This window comes from Collinsella aerofaciens (genome assembly GCF_018785265.1).
GTDB classification, from domain to species: domain Bacteria; phylum Actinomycetota; class Coriobacteriia; order Coriobacteriales; family Coriobacteriaceae; genus Collinsella; species Collinsella aerofaciens_AI.
Genome location: NZ_WQPK01000019.1, coordinates 45,614 through 67,212 on the forward strand (window position 1 = coordinate 45,614; position 21,599 = coordinate 67,212).

A 21,599-nucleotide genomic window follows, 5' to 3' on the forward strand; every position below is an offset into this window, starting at 1 on the left:
ACCGTGTATCTCAAGTCCCTTACGCTCAAGGGGTTCAAGTCGTTTGCCGACCGCGCCCATATGACGTTTGAGCCGGGCCTGACCGTCATCGTCGGTCCAAACGGCTCGGGAAAATCGAACATCTCTGACTCGATTCTGTGGGTCCTGGGCGAGCAGAGCGCCAAGCAGCTGCGCGGCCAGGCCATGGAGGATGTCATCTTCTCGGGCTCGTCGGCGCGCAAGCCGGTGGGTGTCGCCGAGGTCACGCTGGTGCTCGATAACTCGGACCATATGTTGCCCGTCGACTTTGACGAGGTCGCCATCACCCGTCGCATGTATCGCTCGGGCGAAAGCGAGTACCTCATCAACTCGAGTCCGTGCCGCCTGATGGACATTCAGGACATCCTGCACGATTCGGGCCTGGGCAAGGATACGCATTCCATCATCAGCCAGGGCAAGCTCGACGCCATTTTGCAGAGCCGCCCCGAGGAGCGCCGCGCCCTCATCGAGGAGGCCGCCGGCATCTCCAAGCACAAGCGCCGCAAGGAGCGTGCGCTCAAAAAGATTAAGTCGATGGACGAGCACCTGACGCGTGCCCGCGACATCAATAAGGAAATCGCCCGTCAGCTGCGACCGCTGGAGCGTCAGGTCGATCGTGCGCGCAAGTACAAAGAGTTGTCCTCGCGCGCGAACGAGCTTACGCAGATGCTGGCCGTCGATGAGCTGCGTTCGCTGCAGTCGCAGTGGAACGACCTGGAGAGCCGCTCCAAGGAGGGCGCGGCCGAGCTTGAGCTTGCGCAGTACCGCTTGGGCGAAAAGGAGCGCGAGCTCGAGAAGCTCCAGGTCATGCTCGAGGAAAAGGGCCTGTTTGTGGGCGACCTGGGCGAGCAACGCCGCCATATGCAAGATGTGGTCGGCCGCATTAACTCCGACATGCGCCTGCTCGAAGAAAAGGGCCACAACATGGTGTCGCGCCTGTCTGACATGCGCGGTCAGATTTCGAGCTCCGAGCATCAGCGTCGTCGCGTGGTCGAGGAGCTTGAGGACGCGCGTGCGCAGCTTGAGGAAGTGACCGGTGCGCATATGCAGGCCCAGGAGGACGTTGACGCCGCTGGTCCTGCCGCCGCCGAGCTCCACGAGCGGCGCGTGGCGCTCGACAATCAGATTTCGAAGCTTACGCGCGAACAACGCGATGTGCAGCGCGTAGCCGATAACGCCGCGCTCGAGCTCGCCAAGGTGAAGGATTCCTTGAGCAATGCCGAGGTCGAGGACAACATGTATGCCTCGCGCCTGGAGCAGATCGATGAACAGCTCGAGGAGGTCACGGCCTCGCTCGAGAGCCGTCGCGACCGCGCCGAGGAGCTTGAGGGCGCTCTTGAGGAAGCGCGCCAGGCCCAGGCCGATGCGCGTGAGGCCACCGAGGTCGCCCGTGTAGCCCTGAAGGACTTGCGTAATCGTGAGAGTGAGGCGCGCAACAAGCTGTCCGAGGTGCGCTCGGAGCTTGCCAGCCAAAAGAAACTCGATGCCCGCATGGCCGACAGCTCGCCGCTCGTGAGCCGTCTGGTGGGTGCGCTGGGCGATGATGTTTCGGGCCGCCTGGGTGACGTGCTCGAAGCCCCGCGCGAGCTTGAGGGCCTGGTTGAGCAATTGCTCGCCGGCGATATCGATGCGCTGCTGTTTGATGACGCCGCCACGCTTGAGCGTGCCGGTCGTGCGGCTCTGGACCAAAAGAAGGCCTCGGGCGAGGCACTGCTGGTGGCGCGCGGCGTGAGCGGCTCTACCGCCGCTGAGGGCGCTGCCGGTACCCGCCTGGTTGATCGTCTGTCCGTGCGCGCAGGCTACGGACCCGTCGTCGAGGCGCTGCTCGGCGGCTATTACGTAGTGGACGATCTTTCTGCCGCGCTTTCGGCGCCGGTCGTTGACGGCGTGACTTACGTGACCCCCGATGGCGCCCGCGTCGCCTGCGGCGGCCTGGTGCGTGTGGGCCTCGATGCCGGCGAGGCGTCGGGTGCTCTGGAGCGTAAGCGTCGCATTCGCGAGCTGGAGGGGCTTGAGCCCGATTTGGCCGCTGTGTTTGAGCATGTGTCGGATCAGGTCGTCGAGGCCAATGCGGCCGTTGAGGAAGCGCGTGCCGCTGAGGGCGATGCCGCCGGTGAGATTGCCCGCCTTGAGGGCGAGCGCCGCTCCCTGTTGTCCGAGATCGGCCGTCTGGAGCAAAGCGCCAACAATGCCGAGGTCGAGCGCGTGCGTATCTCCAAGCGCCGTGAGCAGGCTGCCGAGGCCGTTCGCGCCGCGCGCCCGCGCGTGGACGAGCTCACCCGTTCGCGTGACGAGGCCCGTGCGCAGGCAAGCGATCTGGGCTTGCAGATTGCCGAGGCCAACGACGAACTCGACCGCGTTCGCCGTGACGATTCCGAGGCTGCCGGCAAGCTCGCCGACGCCAAGGTTCGCCTAGCCCAGACGAGTGAACGCCTGCGTTCGCTGAAGGGCCGCGTGCCCGACCTGGAGCATCGTCTTGAGGGCATCGACCGTCGTATCCGCGGAACACGCCAGGCGTCGCGCTCGCTCGAGCTGCTGCGCCTGCGCGTCGATCCCATGCACGAACGCTATTCTGCCCTGTTGGAACGCGCGTCGGATTGGGCAGCGCGCCTGCGTGACCAGGCCTCTCTGGAGGAGGCGGACTCCGCTTCGCTCAAGAAGACCATCGAGGATGCCAAGGCAGAGGTTGCCCGCGCTAAGGAGCGAGTCGATACCGCCTCTGCCACGCAAAACGAGTTCAAGGTCGCACGCGGCAAGCTCGAGGTGCAGGTGGAGGCGGCCATCAAGGCCATCACCGCCGATGGCACCACGGTACTCGAGGAAGCGCTCATGCTTCCCGCGCCCACCGACCGCGACGCCGCCGAGCGCGAGCTCAACCAGCTTGTGCGCCAGATCAACAACCTTGGTCCCGTTAACCAAGTTGCCATGGAGGAGTACGAGCAGCTCAAGCGCCGCGCCGACTACATCGAGGAGCAGCTGGCCGATCTGGAGAGCGCGCGCAAGGCGCTCACCAAGATCACGGTGGCCATTGATCGCAAGATGCGCAAGGCGTTCCTGGTGACGTTTGAGAAGGTCGACGCGAACTTCCGCGAGATCTTCGCTATGCTCTTCCCGGGCGGCCAGGCTCATCTGGAGATGACCGATCCCGAGCATCCTGCCGAGACGGGTATCGAGGTCGTGGCGCAGCCGCGCGGCAAGCGCATCACCAAGATGATGCTCATGTCGGGCGGCGAGAAGAGCCTGACGGCGCTCGCCCTGCTCTTTGCTGTGTACCGCACGCGCACGGTGCCGTTCTATGTGCTGGACGAGGTCGAGGCGGCACTCGATGACGCCAACCTGTCCAAGCTCATCGGCGCACTCGACGTGTTGCGTTCCGATACGCAGCTCTTGGTTATCTCGCATCAACGCCGTACTATGGAGGACGCTGACGTCCTCTACGGCGTCTCGATGCAAGCCGACGGCGTCAGTCGCGTCGTCTCGCAAAAACTCGATCGCGAAACCGGAAAGGTCGTGAATGCATAATGGGATTCTTCGATGCTCTCTCGCGCGGACTTGAGCGCAGCCGCGAGGCCCTCAACGAGGTCTTCTACTTTGGCGGCGAGGTCGACGAGGATTTTTGGGAGGACCTGGAGGACACCCTCGTCATGGGTGACATGGGCGCCGAGGTCGCTATCAAGGTCTCCGATGACCTGCGCGATGCCGCGGCCAAGAAGAACCTCAAGACCGCTCCGCAGCTTCGCCGTGCCCTGGCCGAGCAGCTTGAGCAGCACTTTGTGCCCATCGAGCGAGATCCGTTCTCCGATACGCCGAGTTGCGTGCTGTTTGTGGGCATTAACGGTGCCGGCAAGACCACGACGGTCGGTAAGATCGCGAGCGCCATGGCTGCCCGCGGCAAGAACGTGGTGATCGGTTCGGCCGACACCTTCCGCGCCGCCGCCATCGAGCAGCTCGATGTGTGGGGGCAGCGTGCCGGCGTACCGGTTATCAAGCGTGACCGCGGCTCCGATCCGGCGAGCGTGTGCTATGACGTGCTCGACGAGGCCGATAAGCGCGGCAGCGACCTGGTGCTCATCGATACCGCCGGCCGTCTGCACACGAGCCCTGAGCTCATGCGCGAGCTTGCCAAGGTGGTCAATGTGACCCGTAAGCGCGCCGCCAATATGGCCGCCGGTCCCATGCCGGTTTCGGTCGTGCTTGTGATCGACGCCGCGACGGGCCAAAACGGTCTGAACCAGGCGCTCGAGTTTAACGAGGCGCTGGGCCTGGACGGTATTATCATGACTAAGCTCGACGGCACGGCTAAGGGCGGTATCGCCATGGCCGTGGCCGAGAAACTCAAGCTCCCGATCCTGCGCGTGGGCGTGGGCGAGCAGGTCGATGACCTGCAGGAGTTCAATGCCAAAGATTTCTGCCGCGCCCTGGTGGGCGAGTCCAATTAAGGAGTGACTAGTGTTTGATTCCCTGAGCGATCGCCTCAACGACACATTTGACCGCCTGCGCGGCAAGGGCAAGCTTACCGAGGCCGATATTACTTCGGCCATGCGCGATATTCGCATGGCGCTGCTCGAGGCCGACGTTAACTTTAAGGTCGTCAAGGAGTTTGTCGCCAAGACCAAGGAGCGCTGCATGACCGCCGAGGTCATGGAGTCGCTGTCGCCGGCGCAAAACGTCGTCAAGATCGTGCTCGACGAGCTCACCGAGATGCTCGGCTCCACCGAGAGCAAGCTCGTCTTTAGCAACCGCATCCCCAACGTCATCATGCTCGTGGGCCTGCAGGGCTCTGGTAAGACCACGGCGGCCGTAAAGCTTGCCTACCTGCTCAAGAAGCAGGGCCGCTCGCCGCTGCTCGCCGCTTGCGACGTCTACCGTCCCGCCGCTGCCGACCAGCTGGCCACGCTCGGCGGAGAGATCGGTGTCCCGGTCTTCCGAGGCGACGGTGCGCACCCGGTCGACATCGCCAAGGGAGCCATTCAGGAGGCCGTCGACCACCTGCGCGATGTGGTCATCGTCGATACCGCCGGACGTCTTCAGATCGATGAGCAGATGATGCAGGAGGCCGTGGACATCAAGAAGGCCGTCAAGCCCGATCAGGTGCTGATGGTCGTCGATGCCATGACCGGTCAGGATATCGTCAACGTCGTCTCGACCTTCGCCGAGCGCACCGACTTTGACGGCGTGATCATCTCTAAGCTCGACGGCGACGCCCGTGGCGGCGGCGCGCTTTCCGTGCGCCAGGTGACCGGCAAGCCCATCAAGTTTGTGAGCATGGGCGAGAAGCCCGATTCGCTGGAGCCGTTCTACCCCGATCGTATGGCCAAGCGCATTCTGGGTATGGGCGACGTTGTCGGCATTATCGAGAAGGCCCAGGAGGCGGCCGACGCCGAGCAGCTCGAGGCCGCCGAGCGCATGCTGCGCGAGGGCTTTACCATGAACGACATGCTCGACCAGATGAAGGCCGTCAAGAAGATGGGCGGCATGAAGGGCATTCTGGGCATGCTCCCCGGTGGCCAGCGTGCGCTTAACCAGATGGGTGGTAACCTGGACGAAGGTATCTTCGATAAGAACGAGGCCATCATCATGTCGATGACCAAGGAGGAGCGCCTTCGCCCCTCCATCATCAACGGCCAGCGCCGTGCCCGCATTGCCAAGGGCGCCGGCGTGACCCCCACCGAGGTCAATAGCCTTATGAAGCAGTGGGGCGAGATGAATAAGATGATGGGCCGCATGCGCACGATGGCCAATCAGGCGCAGGCCGGCGGCAAGAAGGGCAAGAAGGGTAAGAAGGGCAAAAAGATGCGCATGCCCAATATTCCCGGTCTGGATGCCATGGGGCTGGGCGGCATGGGCGGCCTGGGAACGGGCGGCCCCAAGTCCGATATGGACCTGCTGCGCCAGATGGAAGCGCAGATGCGCAACAAGAAGTAACGACTAGTTGAGTCGTGTATGGCGAAGGCCGCCTGGATGGTATTCCAGGCGGCCTTCGCCGTTTGTTCGCTGGTTGTCGCACGCGTGGAAGCGCGTTCTCGACGAGGTGCTTGCCGCTAGTGGCAGCCGCAGCCTTCGTGCCCGTCATGGTCGTGGTGACCGTGGCAGCCGCAGGACTCGCCATGCTCGTGGATGTGCTCGTGATCATGTCCATGGCAGTCGCAGGTGGCCTCGCCGTTCTGTGCGAGCGTGCCGGCAATGAGGGCCTCGACGCAGGCATCGCAGCTGCCTTGGGCGCCCGCATAGACCGTGATGCCGGCTTGGGCAAGCGCGTTGATAGCGCCGCCGCCGATACCGCCGCAAATGAGCGTGTCAACGCCACCGTTGGCAAGCAGGCCCGCCAAGGCGCCGTGGCCGGTGCCACCGGTGCCTACGACCTGCTCGTTGAGCACCTTGCCATCCTGGATGTCGTAGATCTTGAACTGCTCGCTGCGGCCAAAGTGCATAAAGATGTTGCCGTTGTCGTACGTCGTTGCCACCCTCATGGTGCCGACCTCCTTTGCTGGCCATGCGGCCGTCGTCGTGGCGATGGGGGAGTACGCGATATTGCCGCCCGCGATGACGAGCGCTCGTCCGTTGACCAGCGCTTCGGCCACCTTGCGATGCGCGCGGCTGCAAATGGCCGCCACCGTTGCGCGGGCGATGCCCATCTGCTGGGCGACCGCCTCTTGGTTGAGACCTTCCAGGTCGCACAGGCGCAGCACCTCAAGCTCGTCGACGGTCATGTCGATGGCATCACCGCTGGCAAGGCCATCGGGGGTAAAGCCGCGATATTCGGGGATGATCCCAACGCGGCGCAGTTTTTCGCGTCTTCCTGCCATGCACACTCCTTATCTGACATATGTCAACAATAGGATAACGCGTTAGTCGTTGGGCGCAAGGCATTTCTGTCATATGTCAGAAAAAGGCTAAGATGCCTCGTTGCCGCATGCGGAGCCGCGCTGCCGTGCATTGCGTGTGCCGGACTAAGTGTCCAATTCGACACTCGCGCGCCTGGGCTACAATAAATCTCGCTTGTAGGCGACTGACAGGAGGGTCAATGAGCAAAGCTGATCAACAGTTTGTAACCATGTGCCGCGATATCTTGGACCATGGCACCACCACCGAGGGCCAAAAGGTCCGCCCGGTGTGGGAGGACGGCACCCCTGCCTATACCATTAAAAACTTTGGTGTCACGGCGCGCTATGATCTGCGCGAGGAGTTCCCCGCGCTCACCCTGCGCCGTACGGCGCTTAAGTCTGCCATGGACGAGATTCTGTGGATCTATCAAAAGAAGTCCAATAACGTGCATGATCTCAACAGCCATATTTGGGATGAGTGGGCCGATGAGACCGGTTCCATCGGTAAAGCCTACGGCTATCAGATTGGTCAGAAGAGCCATTACGTCGAGGGCGACTTCGACCAGATGGACCGTGTGCTGTACGACCTTAAGCACACGCCGTATAGTCGCCGCATTATGACCAATACGTACGTGTTTAGCGATCTGTCTGAGATGCACCTTTATCCGTGCGCCTATAGCGTGACCTATAACGTGACGCAGCGTCCTCAGGACGACAAGCCGACGCTCAACATGATTCTCAACCAGCGCAGCCAGGACATTTTGGCCGCGAACAACTGGAACGTGTGCCAGTACGCCATTTTGCTGATGATGGTCGCGCAGTCGGTCGATATGATTCCCGGTGAGCTGCTGCACGTGATCGCCGACGCCCATATCTATGATCGTCATGTCGATATCGTCCGCGAGCTTATCGAGCGTCCGCAGTTTGCGGCACCCAAGGTAACGCTCAACCCCGATGTGCATGACTTCTATGCGTTTACGACCGATGACCTGATCGTCGAGGGCTATGAGCACGGCCCGCAGGTCAAGAACATTCCCATTGCGGTGTAGGTGGTGCTCATGACGTGTAAGCTATCTGCTATCGTCGCCGTGTGTGACGATTGGGGTATTGGCTGCGAGGGCGATATGGTGGTGTCCAATCGCGCCGATATGCGCCATTTTGTGGCCTGCACCAAGGGCTGCCCGGTTATCATGGGACGCAAGACGCTGCTGAGTTTTCCCGGCGGGCGTCCTCTCAAGAACCGCCGCAATATCGTGCTTACGCGCGACGATAGCTTTGCGCCCAAGGGCGTTGACGTGGTACACAGCGTGGACGAGGCTCTAGCGGCTGTGGCCGATGAGCCCGTCGCGTGGGTGATTGGCGGCGGTGAGGTGTATCGGCAGTTCTTGCCATATTGCGCCGAGGCCGAGGTCACGCACAACCATTGCACCCATGCCGTGGACACGTACTTTCCCGACTTGGATGTCGATCCCGCGTGGGAGATTGTGAGGCGTGGCGGTGTTGCCACGATTGCCGCGGGCGAGGGTGACGAGGGTCTCGATTATGAGTTCGTGACGTATCATCGCGTTGAGGCGTAAATCGTCTGGCGTGAACGGTATCATCGGGTTGATTGAATGCATGGGGCGGCGCTTAGCGTCGCCTCGTTTGGTATAGATGTGCTGTAAAGAAGGGTGCGGGCTGGCTGCTATGACTGATGCCGTTGAGGTTCTGCGAATTGATTCGCTCGAGGACGAGCGGCTCGATGCCTATGTGCGACTGACCGAGCGTGAGCTTCGCTGCGTGCTGGAGCCGCAGAAGGGCATTTTTATCGCTGAGAGTGCCAAGGTCATCGAGCGTGCGGTTCGCGCCGGATATGAGCCGGTGAGCTTTCTTTTGGGCGAGCGCTGGCTCGACCAGATGATGCCGCTGTTTGACCAGCTTGTCGTGCGCGAGGGAGCGGGTCCGGTTCCCGTGTTCGTGGCCTCCATGGAGCTCATGGAGCAGTTGACGGGCTTTAACGTGACGCGCGGCGCGCTGGCGGCGTTCCGTCGCCCGCGTCAGATTCCGGTTGATGAGTTCTTGGGCGGCGTCGTCGAGGCGGCGGGGGATCGTCCGGTGCGCGTGTGCGTGCTTGAGGGTATTGTCGACCACACCAATGTTGGCGCGATTTTCCGCTCGGCGGCTGCGCTGAACGTCGATGGCATTTTGGTGAGCCCCACTTGCTGTGACCCGCTGTACCGTCGCTCGGCCCGCGTGAGCATGGGCACGGTTTTCCAGGTGCCTTGGACGCGCATTGGCAGCGAGGCGCGCGTATGGCCGCATGATGGGCTGGCGGCGCTGCACGATGCCGGCTTTTCGTGTGCCGCCATGGCGTTGACGGACGATTCCGTATCGTTGGACGATTCCGCGCTGCAGGAGATTGATCGCCTGGCAATCTTTATGGGCACCGAGGGTGCTGGCTTGGGCGCCAAGACCATTGCGGGCTGCGACCGAGCCGTGCGTATTCCGATGGCGCACGGGGTCGATTCGCTCAACGTGGCCGCGGCGAGCGCCGTCGCCTTTTGGCAGCTGTGCCCGCACGTGAGTAATGAGTATCACTACCAGCCAGGTTTGTATCACTAGGCAGTTTTCCGCACCGTGCTCTAATTCGGGGTGTTTCGGTCGCCGCCAGTCGGTGCTAAGCTAGTATTGGCTTTGGTCTTAAATTGCCGTTATGTTGTTTGACGTACGCTGGCGGGGAGGGCGTGTGGCTAAGAAATCTACGGCTATCGATGTAACGCAGGGTGTCATTTGGCAGCAGCTGCTTTCGCTGTGCGTTCCCATCTTCTTTAGCTCGTTTTTTCAGCAGGCCTACACGCTTATCGGTACCTATATCGTCGGCCAGTTTGGCGGCAAGCTCGCATTGGGCGGCATCCAGGCCACGATGGTGCTCACCGAGCTCTGCATTGGCTTTTGCGTTGGCGTCGGCGCCGGCTGCGCGGTCATTACCGGTCAGTATTTTGGCCAGCACGATGATGAGCGACTGAGTCGTTCGGTCCATACGGCCATGACGCTCGCGCTGGTGGGTGGTATCGTTTTCTCGATTCTTGGCATAGTGTTCGTTGAGCCCATGCTGGTGCTTATGAACACGCCGCATGAACTATTGGCCGAGGGCGTGGCCTATGCTCGCTGTTATTTCGCCGCGATGGTTGCGGCACTGCTGCTTAATATGGGAACCGCACTGCTGCGTGCCGTGGGCGACACGCGCGGCCCCGCCGTGATCATTGCCTCTGGCTGCCTGGTTAACGTGGTGCTGGATATCATCTTTGTCGCTGTGTTGCATATGGAGGCGCTGGGCTGCGGCATCGCAGTGGCTCTGACCATTTGCTCCAATGCAACGATGATCGTGTTGCGCATGATGCGCGCTCCGGGTGCATGGCGTCTTTCGCTGTCTAAGCTCGGCATCGATCGCGGTATTTGCAAGAGTATGATCTCGTGTGGTCTGCCACTCGGTTTTCAATCGGCTGCCTATTCGATCTCGAACGTGCTGATCCAGGTGTCGGTTAATTCGTTTGGCGCCGATGTCACGACTGCTTGGGGTCTATCTGGGCGCCTGGATGGCATTATCTGGATGGTGACCGAGGCGCTCGGCGTATCGATCACCACGTTCTCGGCGCAGAACTTTGGCGCGCGCAATTACGAGCGCATGCGCAAGGGATATCACACGTCGCTCGTGCTTTCGTTTATGCTCATTGGTGGCCTGTCTGCCGTGCTCCTGGCGTTCTCGGGTCCTCTGTCGCGTTTGTTTGTCGACGATGCTTCGATTTCGGCGTACACCACGACGATTCTTCATTTCATCGCGCCGTTCTACGCGATCTTCTCGATTATCGAGAACGCGTCGGGCTCCATTCGCGGCGCCGGCGTGAGTCTGCAGCCTATGATGCTCACCATCTTTGGCACCGTTATCTTGAGGGTGATCTGGGTGTTTGCGATCATGCCCTTCGATCCGTCGCTCGAGCATCTACTGCTGGTCTACCCCGTAACCTGGCTCATTACGGCCGCGATGTTCACCATCTACCACCACAGCGGCAACTGGCTTGGCCGCGCCACCGCCTAGCTCATCCGTCGGGTTCCCCTGATAAGTTGCGGTGAAATAGTTCCTGAAAAGCCCTTGCGGACCGTCAAACAAGTTCTATTCCACCGCAACTTCCTTATGAGCTGTAGGTGTTGGCGGAAAACGAATCAATTAGTATTCGATGCCTTGGCGGGCTAGGAGACCTTCATCGAAGTAGTGTTTGACGGGGCGCATTTCGGTTACTAGGTCGGCAAGGTCGGCGAGGGGTAGCAGGCCTCGGGCGTGTCGTGGTCGGCTTGTACGGTGCGCAGACCCAAACGGGGCGCCGCATCATGCTCGGCGCAGTGAAGTTTCTTGGCAGACTGCAGCCTAAGAACGTTAAGTCCATAGCCCGTCGCGCGCAGCGCGAGCCCCAGCGCAGCCTTCGTCTTGCCCTTGCCGTCTCCCGTATAGATTTGAACCTTGCCGACTTACAGTGATGCCATCTCTGTCCTTTCGTGCCCGGCGTCGGTTTATCACCGCTCGGGTTGGGTATTCTAGAAACCATTATCAACCCCAGTAGATGGAGTTCAAGCAGATGGAGATGGATGACAACAAGCGTAGACGGAATATGATCCTCTACGTGCTCATCGCCTTCGTCGTCTACCTCGTGCTCTCGACCGTTCTGTTCCCCAACATCGGTCACACGCAGCAGATTACGAAGACCGATTACTCGACGTTTGTCAAAGCCCTCGATAAGAAGAGTGTCGACAAGGTCGAGTACAACACCGACGACTATACGATTTATTACACCAAGAAGGGCGAGGACGAGAACATCGCCTATAAGACGACCGGTGTGCCGAACGATGTGGGCTTTACCGATCGCGTGCTTGAGTCTGGCGCTTCGCTGGAGTCGGTCGTTCCCGATAAGAGCTCGGGTTTGATGACCTACTACCTGCTCACACTCATTCTTCCCATGGCGATTTTCTTCCTCATCGGTTGGTGGCTCAACCGCCGCATGAAGAAGGCTATGGGCGATGACGGCCCGTCGATGAACTTTGGCGGCGGCGGTTTTGGCGGCGGCGGACTGGGTAAGTCCGGCGCGCGCGTGATCGCCTCCAAGGACGTGGGCGTGACCTTTAAGGATGTCGCCGGCCAGGAAGAGGCCAAGGAGTCTCTCAAGGAGGTCGTCGACTTTCTGGAGAAGCCGCAGCGCTACGAGGAGATCGGCGCCAAGCTGCCGCGTGGTGCTCTCCTTGTTGGCCCTCCGGGTACCGGTAAGACCCTGCTTGCCAAGGCTGTTGCCGGCGAGGCCGGTGTTCCGTTCTTTAGCATTTCGGGCTCTGAGTTCGTTGAGATGTTTGTCGGTCGCGGCGCTGCTAAGGTTCGTGACCTGTTTAAGCAGGCCAAGGAAAAGGCACCGTGTATCGTCTTTATCGATGAGATCGATACCATCGGTAAGAAGCGCGATGGCGGCGGCTTTAGCGGCAACGACGAGCGCGAGCAGACGCTCAATCAGTTGCTGACCGAGATGGATGGCTTCGATAACCATAAGGGTATCGTTGTCCTTGCCGCAACCAACCGCCCCGACAGTCTCGATCCCGCTCTACTGCGCCCCGGTCGTTTTGACCGCCGCATCCCCGTCGAGCTGCCCGATCTGACCGGCCGCAAGAACATCCTCGAGCTGCATGCCAAGAGCGTGAAGACCGAGCCGCCGATCGACCTGACCGCGATTGCCCGCGCCACGCCCGGTGCCTCGGGCGCCGACCTGGCCAATATCATCAACGAGGGCGCCCTGCGCGCCGTTCGCGAGGGTCGCAAGCGTGCAACCCAGGACGACTTCGAGGAGTCGGTGGAGGTCGTCATTGCCGGCCAACAGCGTAAGTCCACGGTGCTGTCCGACCACGAGAAGCAGGTCGTTTCTTATCACGAGATCGGCCATGCCATCGTTGCCGCTCGCCAGAAGGGCTCTGCGCCGGTCACGAAGATCACCATCGTGCCGCGCACGAGCGGTGCTCTTGGTTATACCATGCAGGTCGAGGAGGACGAGCGCTTCCTGACGACGCGCCAGGAGGTCTTGGACAAGCTCGCTGTCTATTGCGGTGGCCGCGCAGCCGAGGAGCTCATCTTTGGAGAGATGACGACCGGCGCCGCCAACGACATCGAGCAGGCCACCAAGCTCGCCCGTAATATGGTGACGCGCTTTGGTATGTCCGACGAGTTTGGCATGATGGCGCTCGGTACCGTGCAGAACGCGTATCTCAATCAGGACACGTCGCTCACCTGCGCCCCCGGTACGGCCGAGCGCGTGGACGCGATTGTCGCCAAGCTGATCGAGGATGCGCACGACCGCGCTTTGCAGATTCTGAAGGAGAACAAGTTTAAGCTCCACGAGCTGGCTCGTTATCTGTATAAGAAGGAGACCATCACGGGCGAGGAGTTCATGAACCTCCTCACGCGCGAGAATCCGCTGATGCCCAAGCAGCAGTAAAGCCGCGGCCGAGCCAGTAAACGCCGACGCCCCATTTGAGCAGCTTTCTCAAATGGGGCGTTTTGCTTGAGAGGGATGGAAATGAAGATCGTGGTGAGCGCCTGCTTGATGGGCGAGAGCTGCAAGTATAACGGGCTCGACAACTACCATCGCGAGTTGGTCGAGGCCTGCGAGCGTACAGGGACCGAGGTCCTCTTGGTGTGCCCTGAGGTCTTTGGGGGCCTGCCCACGCCGCGCAAGCCGTCCGAGATTGTGAACGGAGAGGTTCGTACCTGCGAGGGCATATCGGTCGATCGCGAATTTCGCCTGGGTGCCCAACGAGCGCTCGATATGTGCGAGCAGGCGGGCGGGCCGGAAGAGATCGCCGCGTGCATCCTGCAGGACCGTAGTCCCTCGTGCGGCGCGGGTCGCATCTACGACGGAACATTCAGCGGCACCCTTACGGCGGGCAACGGCGTCTTCGTTGATTTACTGCTCCGCCACGGTTATCGCGTGATCCCGGCTAGCGAGTTCGACCCCAGCATGCTGGAGCAATAAAAAACCACCACAAAGGTGCTGCTCCCTTGTGGTGGTTTTGGCCTGGGTCTAGAGCGTGTGGCCGTAGGCGTTGGCGGCCTTGATGGCGGCGGCGAATTTTTCGTCGGTGAAGGGCTCCGGGTTGCCTTGCTTCCACTCGTTGGTGGCGTGCGCGTGCTCGCACAGGGCAGGGATATCGGTCTCGGAAAGCCCGACCTGCTCAAGCGTTACGGGCAGCCCCATCTGCTTGTTGAAGTCAGCATAGCGCTTAAGGTTCTCGGTGTCGCCCGTGTAGGCGAACAACACCAGCACGCCCAGGCTTACGACTTCGCCGTGCAGGTAGGTGCCCTCACGCGGAATGCTGCAGGCGGCGTTGTAGAACGCGTGCGCCACGCTCGAGTTGTAGTAGTAATCGTTCTGGTTGGTCAGGTTCGAGACATAGCCCGTGTTGACCACGATGTCGAGCGCGATCTGCTTGACGGCCTCGCTCGACAGATTCTGACGAACGTCCTCAAGACCCTGAACACCGTAGGTAAACAGCGGCTCGGAACAGGTGTGGGCAAGAGCCAGGCCAAGGCCGGCGGTGTGCTCCAGGTCGCCGGCGCTCGTGGCGTACTCGACTTCGGGCTGCTTGGACAGGGCGTCGCCCACGCCGGCCCAGAAGTACTCCGCCGGAGCCTCGGCGATGATCTTGGGATTGATGAAGATGTGCGCCGGTCGGTTGGGGTACGAATAGCCCTCGAGCGATCCATCGTCGTTGTAGACGACGGCAATGGCGGTCGCGGCGGAACAGTTAGAGCAAATCGTCGGCACCGTAAAGACAATCTTCTTGAGCTCGATTGCCGCTGTCTTGACGGTGTCGAGTGCCTTGCCGCCGCCACAGGCGATAAGCACGTCTGCCTGCTGGCAAGCGGGGGAGTTCACGACCTTGGCGATATTGGCGCGCGTACTGTTGGTGCCGTAGACGCGCGTCTCCAGAATCTCGACGTCGGTACCTTCAAGCGCCGCCTCGATGCCCGGCAGCGCCGCAGCTAGGGCTCGCTTGCCACCAATGATGGCGACTTTCTTCGCGCCGTACTCCGCCAGTGCGGCGGGCAGCTCGGTAAAGCAATCCTCGCCGACGGTGTAGTCGCTCATTCCGATTGTGCGCATGGCAGCCTTCTTTCGTTAGTTAAAGTGCTTTCAGGTATTTTGCTCCTAGAGAAGGCTAACGACCACGAGAAATTTCTTACGTATGAAACCAGTGTTGAGGGTTTTTCGCCGGCGCGGAACGTGCTAGCATACTCCGCATAAGCGTTGATGGGGACGAGTAGTCGGCCGTCCGCATGCCACAGAGAGCGGGGAGCGCTGAGAACCCGTGCATGCGACCGATGAAAATCACCCCGGAGCTGCGGTCCCAACGGACGTGCCGCGCAGGCACGTCTTAGTAGATATCGCCGAGATGGTCGTCGATACAGGCCAGCCGAGTAACGGATGCGAGCGCGCGAATACGCGGGCGAGGGCATCTAAGCTGGGTGGTTAAACGAAGAGCTTTTACGGGCGTATAGCCCGTTTTGTGGCGCTTCGTCCCAGCTTGTAGGGACGGGCGCTTTTTTGGTGCCCAACGGGCGTGCGCGCCCACGACATGAAAGGGGTACCGTGGCAAACGAGTACAAGCAGACGATGAATCTGCCCAAGACCGGTTTTCCCATGCGTGCCGGTCTTTCCAAGTCCGAGCCCAAGCGACTCAAGGACTGGCAGGACAACAAGGTCTACGAGCAGGTTCTGAAGAAGAACGAGGGTCACAAGAAGTTCGTGCTGCACGACGGCCCTCCGTACGCCAACGGCCCGATTCACATCGGCCACGCCATGAACAAGATCTCCAAGGACATGATCAACCGTTACTGGATGATGCAGGGCTATGAGGTTCCCTATGTCCCCGGTTGGGACTGCCATGGCCAGCCGATCGAGCATAAGGTCGAGGAGAAGCTCGGCACCGAGAAGTTCAACCAGACCTCCACGGCTAAGATCCGCGAGCTTTGCAACAAGTTCGCCGTCGAGAACATCGAGCTGCAGAAGGCCGGCTTCCGTCGCCTGGGCGTGCTCGGCGACTGGGATAACCCCTACCTGACGCTCTATCACCAGCATGACGCTGCCGACATCGAGGTCTTCAAGGCCATGTTCGATAAGGGTATGATCTATCGCGGTCACAAGCCCGTCCATTGGTGCAAGCACTGCCACACCGCACTCGCTGAGGCCGAGATTGAGTACTCCGACGAGACGAGCCCGTCCATCTTCGTGCGCTTTGAGATGACCTCCAAGCCCGCAGGCCTCGAGAACTTCGACGGCCCGGTCGACTTTATCATCTGGACGACCACGCCGTGGACCATCCCCTCCGACCAGGCAGTTTCTCTCAAGCCCGGCGCCGCCTATGTCGCCGTTGAGCACGAGGGTCGTGCCGAGGTCTTGCTCGAGGACCTGGCTCCCAAGTGCTGCGAGGAGTTTGGTTGGGAGTACACCCCGGTTATGGTCGACGGTAAGCCCTATGTGGTTCCCGCCGAGACCTTCCACCACATCCACTACAAGCAGCCGATCTTTGATGGTGTCGAGGGCGTGGCGCTGCTGGCCGATTACGTCGGTGTCGATGACGGTACCGGTATTGTCCACAACTCGCCCGGCCACGGCGTCGACGACTACTTTGCCTGCCTCAAGGAGGGCATCACCGACATCTGCATGCCGGTCGATGACGACGGCAAGTTCTACACCGGCGAGGAGTTTGGCACCGGTGGCCCCTTCAGCGGTATGGACACCGATGAGGCCAACCCGCACATCATCGAGTTCCTGCGCGAGCGCGGTACCCTAGTCCTCGAGAAGAAGATCACGCACAGCTATCCGCACTGCTGGCGTTGCAAGCACCCGGTGCTCTTCCGTGCTACCGACCAGTGGTTTGTCTCGATGGACAAGACCGGTTTGCGCGAGCAGGCTGGCAAAGAGGTCCGCGAGAACGTCAAGTGGTATCCGGCCCACGCGGCCAACCGCATCGGCGCCATGGTCGAGCAGCGTCCCGACTGGTGCATCAGCCGTCAGCGCAACTGGGGCGTGCCTATCCCCAGCTACACTTGCGCCGACTGCGGCGAGAAGGTCATGAACGACGCCACGCTCGACGCCGTCATCAAGCTCTTCCACGAGAAGGGCTCCGACGCCTGGTTCACCGACGCTCCCGAGAGTTACCTGGGCGAGGCTTGCGTTTGCCCCAAGTGTGGCGGCCATCACCTCAAGGCTGATAAGGACATTCTCGACGTGTGGTGGGACTCCGGCGTGTCCTGGAAGGCCGTCTGCGAGTATCGACCCGAGCTTGAGTACCCGGCTGACGTGTATCTCGAGGGCTCCGACCAGCATCGCGGTTGGTTCCAGAGCTCGCTGCTCACCTCGGTGGGTGCCAACGGCCATGCTCCGTACAAGGCGGTCGTCTCGCAGGGCTTCACGCTCGATGGCCAGGGCCGCAAGATGTCCAAGTCGCTCGGCAACGTCATCGACCCCAACAAGGTCTGCGACGAGATGGGCGCTGACATCATCCGTCTCTGGGTTGCCTCCGTCGACACCAGCTCCGACGTCTCCATCGACCATGAGATTCTCGCTCGTACGTCCGATGCCTATCGTCGTTTCCGCAACACGCTGCGCTTCTTGCTCTCCGAGCTCGAGGGTCAGTTTGAGCCCGAGACCGACGGCGTCGCCTTTGCCGACCTGCTGCCGCTCGACAAGCTCATGGTTGCCCGTCTGACCCAGGTCCAGGCCGAGGTCGACGACGCCTACGCCAGCTATGAGTTCCCGCGCGCCTACCGTGCGCTCTATGACTTCGTGGTTACCGAGCTTTCCAACGTGTATCTCGACGCCCTGAAGGATCGTCTGTACTGCGACAAGCCCGGCTCGCTCGAGCGCCGCAGTGCCCAGACCGTGCTGGCCGAGCTCTTCTCGATGCTCATGCGCGACCTGCAGCCGATCCTGTCCTATACCGTCGACGAGGCCATGGCATATGCGCCCGCCGGCTGCGTCGATCACCAGAAGTACGCCGCGCTGCTCGATTGGTACAAGTCGCCCATCACGGTCGACGAGGCCAATGAGTTTGAGGGCGTGCTCGAGGCTTCGCTCGAGCTCCGTAGCGCCGTGACCAAGGCCCTTGAGGATGCCCGTTCTGCCGGCACCTTCACTAAGAGCCAGCAGGTCCGCGTCAAGGCGGTCGTTCCCGCCGAGATGTACGCGCTGCTGACCGGTGATAAGGCCGTCGACCTGGCCGAGTTCTACATCGTCTCCGATGTTGAGCTGACCCAGGGCGAGGAACTCTCCGTTGCCATTGAAGCTGCCGAGGGCGAGTGCTGCGACCGTTGCTGGAACTACCGCACCACCGTTGGCGAGTACAACGGCCACGCTCATATTTGCAAGAGGTGTGCGAATGCCCTTTAAGGCACGGTAACTCGGCATTTTAGTTATAGGGAGAATTTGAGCGCCTTCGGCTCATATGCTTCGCTGAATTAAAGCGGCATTCTGTTTTTCGGGACGCCGCTTTCGTTTTTAGCTGGTTATTTCGCTTGCGTTGGTGTATATGTCGTGCGTTCTGCGTATGGCAATATAAGATGGTTCTTTGCATTAAACGTAATTCGATTTATGAGGGTAGGGGATTGATTTGGGTCGTACTGGGGATATGACGCCGCCTTTGCGTTGGCGGTTAGGCGTTGCTGGTGGGGTGGCGCTCGTTGTGTTGCTCGTTGACCAACTGACCAAGCTTGCGGTTCGTGCCGTGGGCGACGCTTTACATGCGACCGTCATTCCCGGTGTCATCGACTTTATGTTTGTCCGCAATATCGGTGCTGCCTTTAGCATGGGCGAGGGGCATGGCATCGCGTTTGCCGTGCTGGCGTTGGCGGTCATTATCGCTATTGCCGCGTACTTGCTTCGCGCGCCCCAGCTTGCTCGCTTGGAGGTGGTGGGCATGGCTATGGTCGCGGGCGGCGCCATTGGCAACGCTATCGATCGTTTGGCCTTTGGCTTCGTGACCGATTTTATTGCCACCACCTTCATCGACTTTCCCGTCTTCAATGTGGCCGATATCGGCATTACCGTGGGCGTTGTACTCGCCCTCTTCGGCTACATGTTCTTGAGTCCCGCGGCCCGCGAGGTTGATGCGACTGCCGAGCTCAATGCCCGTGATGAGGCACGCGCCAAGCGCAAAGCCAAGCAGCGTGGGGAGCGTGCCCGCAAGATTCGCGAAAGGAATGAGCGCTAATGGCCGACATCCATATCCTTGTTGCCGACGATTGCGCTGGCCAGCGTCTCGATGCCTATCTGGGCGCCAATGACGGCTGCCCTACGCGCTCTGCCTGCGCTCATCTGATCGAAGGCGGCGCCGTTGCCGTCAACGGCGAGACCTGCCTGTCAAAAAAGTATGCCGTGCGCGCCGGCGACCGCATCTCGGTTGACTTGCCCGAGCCGCACGATCCGACCGACGTGATTCCCGAGGCCATCCCGCTCGATATTCGCTATGAGGACGACTACCTCATTGTGCTCTCCAAGCAGCGTGGCCTGGTGTGCCATCCTGCCCATGGCCATGAGAGCGGCACACTTGCCAATGCTCTGGTTTATCACTGCGGCATCGACCATCTGGGGACCGTGCAGGGTGAGGATCGCCCCGGTATCGTGCATCGTTTGGACCGCGATACCTCGGGTCTCATGCTCGCGGCCAAGGACGACGACACACAGCGCGCGCTGCAGAACCTTATTCGCACGCGCACGCTCGATCGCCGCTACATTACGCTCGTTCACGGTCATATCGCTATGGATGAGGGCACCATTAACACTGGAATTGCCCGCTCTGCGCGCGACCGCGTCAAGATGGCGGTTTCGGACGACCCCTTTGCCCGTCAGGCCATTACGACCTTTAAGGTCCTCGAGCGCTTTGATTCCACGCGCTTTGACGATGGCTATACGCTCGTCGAGTGCCACCTGTTTACCGGCCGTACACATCAGATTCGCGTGCATATGCGTCATATCAACCACGCCTGCGTGGGCGATCCGCTTTACGGCAAGTGCGATGCGCGCGCTGACCAGGGCCTGACCAGGCAGTTCCTGCATTCCTGGCGCGTGGCATTCGATCATCCCGTGACGGGGGAGCGCATTGAGTGCCGTGATGAGCTACCGTGGGATCTTGCGGCGGTTCTGGATGATCTGGCCCCGCGTTCGCTCGGCCGTACTGCCGCTGGCGACGAAATCGTCCCGCAGCTCGGTCTGCTCGAAGCCTAGCCAGTATTAGGTGGTTTCTTGAACTCGGTAAGCCTGCGGTAAGATATACGGTTGTTTACGTAACGCGTTGCTGGGAGCCTGCATGCTCGCCTTTTTACAAACCAACACACCCATCGTGATCTTCAACCAAATTGTCGTCACGCTGCTCACGGTCTGCTTTCTGTACCAGGTGGTCTTCTTTGTCATTGGCGCTCTTCGTGGCGAGGTCGCACCTCCCAAGGCCAAAAAACTCCATCGTTATGCCTTCTTTATCGCGGCGCATAACGAGGAGGCCGTGATCGCCAACCTCGTTCGTTCCATCAAGGATCAGGATTATCCGTCCGAGCTTATCGAAGTCTTCGTGGTCGCCGATGCCTGCACCGATAATACGGCGCAGCTCGCGCGCGAGGCGGGCGCCGTCGTTTATGAGCGCAACGACCTGGCCCGCAAGGGTAAGAGCTGGGTCATGGACTTTGGTTTTGATCGCATCCTTAACGAGTATCCCGACACGTTTGAGGGCTACTTTATCTTCGATGCCGATAACGTCATCTCCCGCGATTACGTGTCCAAGATGAACGATGCCTTTGACCAGGGATTCCATGTGGTCACGAGCTATCGTAACTCCAAGAACTTTGGCAGCTCGTGGATCTCGGCAGCTAATGCCACGTGGTATTTACGCGAGGCGCGCTTCCTCAACAACGCGCGTAATATCTGCAAGACGTCCTGCGCTGTTTCGGGTTCGGGCTACCTCATCTCCGCCAGCGTTATCGAGGGCATGCACGGTTGGCAGTTCCACACTCTGACCGAGGACATTCAGTTCACCACGTTCTGCGCCATTCACGGCATTCGCATTGGCTATGCGCCGGCGGAGTTTTTTGACGAGCAACCCGTGACGTTCAAGGCATCCTGGAAGCAGCGTATGCGCTGGACCAAGGGCTTTTACCAGGTGTTCTTTACCTACGGCAAGCATCTTGTCAAGTCGATGTTCCGCTATCGCCGCTTTGCCGCCTACGACATGTTCATGACGATCGCCCCGGGCATGCTGCTGTCTTTGATCTCGATGCTCGCCAATGCCACGTTCCTCATCGTGGGCGGCCTTTCGCACGGCTTCTTGGCTACCGAAGTTGAGATGCAGGCGTGTGCCGCTTCGCTCATTATGACCTTTGCGATGATGTACCAGACCTTCTTTATCCTGGCGCTGCTCACGACCATCTTTGAGTACAAGCATATTCACTGCGCACAAAAGTGGCGCCTGGTGACCAACCTGTTTACCTTCCCGATCTTTATGTTCAGCTATATCCCCATCACGGTTGCCGCGCTGTTCCTGAAGGTCGACTGGGTTCCTACCAAGCATGCCGTAAACGTCACCCTCGACGAGGTCATGCAAGGCGCCAAATAACCACCACCAAAACCACCACAAAGGGGACAGTGAACTGCCTCCCATTTCTTGGACATCGGGAAATGGGAGGTTTTCCATGAGTATAGA

At 60.4% G+C, this 21,599-nt stretch carries 17 protein-coding genes; 13 read left to right on the plus strand and 4 right to left on the minus strand.

What is annotated here, in order from left to right:
• Positions 1-3: 3 nt before the first annotated feature.
• The 3 genes from smc to ffh are packed head-to-tail and all read left to right on the plus strand — an operon-like array spanning position 4 to position 5,943.
• The gene (gene smc, locus GPK42_RS03340) at positions 4-3,540 is read left to right on the plus strand and encodes a chromosome segregation protein SMC (RefSeq protein WP_215693504.1); all 3,537 of its coding nucleotides are present in this window, start codon (positions 4-6) and stop codon (positions 3,538-3,540) included.
• The gene (gene ftsY / locus GPK42_RS03345; RefSeq protein ID WP_195544374.1) at positions 3,540-4,457 is read left to right on the plus strand and encodes a signal recognition particle-docking protein FtsY; all 918 of its coding nucleotides are present in this window, start codon (positions 3,540-3,542) and stop codon (positions 4,455-4,457) included. Before smc ends, ftsY begins: the two co-directional genes overlap by 1 nt.
• A 10-nt stretch (positions 4,458-4,467) precedes the next feature.
• Positions 4,468-5,943 carry a signal recognition particle protein gene (ffh, locus tag GPK42_RS03350; protein ID WP_035138144.1) on the plus strand — a complete coding sequence of 492 codons (1,476 nt, stop codon included), beginning with the start codon at positions 4,468-4,470 and terminating at the stop codon, positions 5,941-5,943.
• A 116-nt stretch (positions 5,944-6,059) separates the two neighbouring features.
• On the opposite strand, the gene GPK42_RS03355 is transcribed toward ffh, so the two are convergent.
• Complete coding sequence (locus tag GPK42_RS03355; RefSeq protein ID WP_215693507.1) at positions 6,060-6,824, minus strand: DUF134 domain-containing protein; 765 nt, start codon at positions 6,822-6,824, stop codon at positions 6,060-6,062.
• A gap of 218 nt (positions 6,825-7,042) precedes the next feature.
• On the opposite strand from GPK42_RS03355, the gene thyA reads away from it, so the two are divergent.
• The 4 genes from thyA to GPK42_RS03375 all read left to right on the plus strand — a co-directional run bounded on the left by thyA (position 7,043) and on the right by GPK42_RS03375 (position 10,917).
• Entirely contained in the window at positions 7,043-7,891 is an 849-nt protein-coding gene (gene thyA / locus GPK42_RS03360; protein WP_161145471.1) for a thymidylate synthase, read from the plus strand.
• A 9-nt stretch (positions 7,892-7,900) separates the two neighbouring features.
• A complete protein-coding gene (locus GPK42_RS03365) occupies positions 7,901-8,419 on the plus strand; it encodes a dihydrofolate reductase (RefSeq protein WP_215693508.1) in 519 nt (172 codons plus the stop codon).
• 109 nt (positions 8,420-8,528) lie between these two features.
• Complete coding sequence (locus GPK42_RS03370; protein ID WP_215693510.1) at positions 8,529-9,443, plus strand: TrmH family RNA methyltransferase; 915 nt, start codon at positions 8,529-8,531, stop codon at positions 9,441-9,443.
• 124 nt (positions 9,444-9,567) lie between these two features.
• Entirely contained in the window at positions 9,568-10,917 is a 1,350-nt protein-coding gene (locus tag GPK42_RS03375; protein WP_338404318.1) for an MATE family efflux transporter, read from the plus strand.
• A 129-nt stretch (positions 10,918-11,046) separates the two neighbouring features.
• Here the strand turns inward: GPK42_RS03375 and GPK42_RS10020 are convergent, their stop codons facing one another.
• Together GPK42_RS10020 and GPK42_RS10025 are read right to left on the minus strand one after the other, a co-directional pair.
• Positions 11,047-11,109 (minus strand): cob(I)yrinic acid a,c-diamide adenosyltransferase, encoded by a 63-nt coding sequence (locus tag GPK42_RS10020; protein WP_252200069.1) that lies wholly within the window; start codon positions 11,107-11,109, stop codon positions 11,047-11,049.
• An 8-nt stretch (positions 11,110-11,117) separates the two neighbouring features.
• On the minus strand, positions 11,118-11,330 hold the full coding sequence (locus GPK42_RS10025) for a cob(I)yrinic acid a,c-diamide adenosyltransferase (RefSeq protein ID WP_338404321.1): 213 nt from the start codon (positions 11,328-11,330) through the stop codon (positions 11,118-11,120).
• A 122-nt stretch (positions 11,331-11,452) separates the two neighbouring features.
• On the opposite strand from GPK42_RS10025, the gene ftsH reads away from it, so the two are divergent.
• Positions 11,453-13,345 carry an ATP-dependent zinc metalloprotease FtsH gene (ftsH, locus tag GPK42_RS03385; protein WP_215693513.1) on the plus strand — a complete coding sequence of 631 codons (1,893 nt, stop codon included), beginning with the start codon at positions 11,453-11,455 and terminating at the stop codon, positions 13,343-13,345.
• Between the two features lie 81 nt (positions 13,346-13,426).
• Positions 13,427-13,882, plus strand: a complete 456-nt coding sequence (locus GPK42_RS03390; RefSeq protein WP_138112401.1) for a 2-thiouracil desulfurase family protein — start codon at positions 13,427-13,429, stop codon at positions 13,880-13,882.
• 48 nt (positions 13,883-13,930) lie between these two features.
• Here the strand turns inward: GPK42_RS03390 and GPK42_RS03395 are convergent, their stop codons facing one another.
• Positions 13,931-15,013 (minus strand): iron-containing alcohol dehydrogenase family protein, encoded by a 1,083-nt coding sequence (locus GPK42_RS03395; RefSeq protein ID WP_215693515.1) that lies wholly within the window; start codon positions 15,011-15,013, stop codon positions 13,931-13,933.
• Between the two features lie 510 nt (positions 15,014-15,523).
• Here GPK42_RS03395 and ileS point away from each other — a divergent pair.
• The 4 genes from ileS (at position 15,524) to GPK42_RS03415 (ending at position 21,512) form a co-directional block, all read left to right on the plus strand.
• Positions 15,524-18,301 carry an isoleucine--tRNA ligase gene (gene ileS, locus GPK42_RS03400; protein WP_215693528.1) on the plus strand — a complete coding sequence of 926 codons (2,778 nt, stop codon included), beginning with the start codon at positions 15,524-15,526 and terminating at the stop codon, positions 18,299-18,301.
• A 292-nt stretch (positions 18,302-18,593) separates the two neighbouring features.
• Positions 18,594-19,121 (plus strand): signal peptidase II, encoded by a 528-nt coding sequence (lspA, locus tag GPK42_RS03405; protein ID WP_338404320.1) that lies wholly within the window; start codon positions 18,594-18,596, stop codon positions 19,119-19,121.
• On the plus strand, positions 19,121-20,134 hold the full coding sequence (locus GPK42_RS03410; RefSeq protein WP_215693517.1) for an RluA family pseudouridine synthase: 1,014 nt from the start codon (positions 19,121-19,123) through the stop codon (positions 20,132-20,134). The genes lspA and GPK42_RS03410 overlap by 1 nt, the downstream gene beginning before the upstream one ends.
• Before the next feature lie 82 nt (positions 20,135-20,216).
• The gene (locus tag GPK42_RS03415; RefSeq protein ID WP_215693520.1) at positions 20,217-21,512 is read left to right on the plus strand and encodes a glycosyltransferase family 2 protein; all 1,296 of its coding nucleotides are present in this window, start codon (positions 20,217-20,219) and stop codon (positions 21,510-21,512) included.
• Positions 21,513-21,599: the final 87 nt, after the last annotated feature.